This window comes from Micromonospora aridisoli, from assembly GCF_056150025.1.
This window is the reverse complement of sequence record NZ_JAXCFK010000036.1, coordinates 1-1,685: the sequence shown is the minus strand read 5'-3', so window position 1 is coordinate 1,685 and position 1,685 is coordinate 1. Positions and strand designations below refer to the sequence as shown.

The following is a 1,685-nucleotide window of genomic DNA, read 5'->3' as shown; positions in this document are numbered from 1 at the left end:
GAGCGTTTTCCAACTGGGTTTGCGTTGGTAGAGGGTGGGTTCGGGTGCCCCGCTGGTGGGTCGGGTTGAGGCTCCCGATAGGACAGCGATCGACCAAGAAAGATGCCCCCACCGGGAGCCTCGATGCTGTCTTACCCTGCCTCAATCCCGCTGTCCAACCGGTCGTTGAGCCACCTCGCCGACCTGATCCGTGTCCATCGCCGCCGGCAGCGCTCTCACTGGCGTCGGCTCGATCCTGGCCGCCAGGCCCTGCTCGCCCTGGCCCACCTGCGCAACGGCGACACCTTCACCCGCCTCGCCTCCGGCTTCGGTATCGGTGTCGCCACCGCCTGGCGCTACGTCCGCGAGGCAATCACGTTGCTGGCCGCGACCGCCGACGACCTCACCGTGGCCATGACCCGGATCCGCCGTCTGGCGTACGCGATCTGCGACGGCACGTTGATCCCGATCGACCGTGTTGCCGACCAGAAGCCCTATTACTCGGGCAAGCACAAACGGCACGGGATGAATGTGCAGGTCATCGCCGACGCCGCCGGTCGCCTGGTCTGGGCATCCCCAGCACTGCCAGGCTCCGTTCACGACCTGACGGCTGCCCGCACCCACGGCATCATCGACGCCCTGACCAGCCACGACGTGATGACCTTCGCCGATCGGGGGTACCAAGGCGCCGGTGGCAGCGTCCGCACGCCGTTCAAACGCCGCCGCTACCGGCCACGACTGTCACGACGGCAAAAGGCCGTCAACCGCTCCCACGCCCGTATCCGCGCCCGGGGTGAACGCGCCATCGCCACGCTAAAAACCTGGAAGCTCCTGACCAAGCTGCGCTGCTGCCCACGCCGAGCAACCCGGATCGTGCAGGCCATCCTCGTCCTACACCACGTCGAAAACCCGACCTACCCCAGTTGAGCAACGCTCAACGTTCGCCAACTCCGCCGCCAGGGCATCTGCCGCCATCGCAGAACCCCAACCTCAACCGACACACTTCGCGGCTGTCCCGGAGGCGGCCGGCTGCGCCGCCGGCCACGCCGAGGACACCCTATTTCCCGCGCCAACCGTCACCGCAGCGACTTGAATAGCGGTATGCAGGTCAGCAAGGACGGACGGAGCTGGCGGATCGGCACCGCCGCCGACGTGGAGTGGATCGCCGGTCACACCACTGCCGGCATCTCGATCACCACCGCCATCCCGCCGATCTTCGACGCCTACGCCACCACCCACCAGGCCGACGACGTCACCGTCGCCGCCTACGAACACGCCCTGGTCGAGGACCTCATCACACAGACCCCCGACCAACCCTGGTGGCTGGCCTACCTCGACACCGGCCCCCACGACATCGTCTTTCCCCACGCCCCCAGGGTGTCGCTCTACTGGAACTGGTCTTACCTGCTGGTCGAGGCCGGACCCGAGCAGGCCCTCACCTGGCGGACCGGTCACATGCGCCACGGCCGCGGATCGCTACCCGACCTGTTCTTCCCCGCCGATCGATCATGGCTGGTCTCCGCACTCTGGGACGACACCTGGACCTGCGTCGGCGGCCCGGAACCGCTGATCAACACCCTCGAACGCGACCCCATGGCCAACGCCCGCCGGGTCCGACCCGACGAAGACGCGCTGCCACCGGGACTCACCCGCGAGTGACACCCAACGCCTGACCCGCTCGCGCTACCCCAGATGGAAAGCGCTCA

At 67.6% G+C, this 1,685-nt stretch carries 2 protein-coding genes; both read left to right on the top strand.

Annotated features, from left to right (window positions below; translation table 11 throughout):
• The first annotated feature begins 123 nt into the window (after window positions 1–123).
• Window positions 124–906, top strand: coding sequence for a transposase family protein (locus SM447_RS29190; protein WP_474576089.1), 783 nt, complete (start codon window positions 124–126; stop codon window positions 904–906).
• Between the two features lie 174 nt (window positions 907–1,080).
• Window positions 1,081–1,638, top strand: coding sequence for a hypothetical protein (locus SM447_RS29185; RefSeq protein WP_474576088.1), 558 nt, complete (start codon window positions 1,081–1,083; stop codon window positions 1,636–1,638).
• The last annotated feature ends 47 nt before the right edge of the window (window positions 1,639–1,685 follow it).

What these genes read in the sequence shown, in the direction of transcription:
- SM447_RS29190 (WP_474576089.1), top strand. Translation starts at nt 124, where the DNA reads ATGCTGTCTTACCCTGCCTCAATCCCGCTGTCCAACCGGTCGTTGAGC.
- SM447_RS29185 (WP_474576088.1), top strand. Translation starts at nt 1,081, where the DNA reads ATGCAGGTCAGCAAGGACGGACGGAGCTGGCGGATCGGCACCGCCGCC.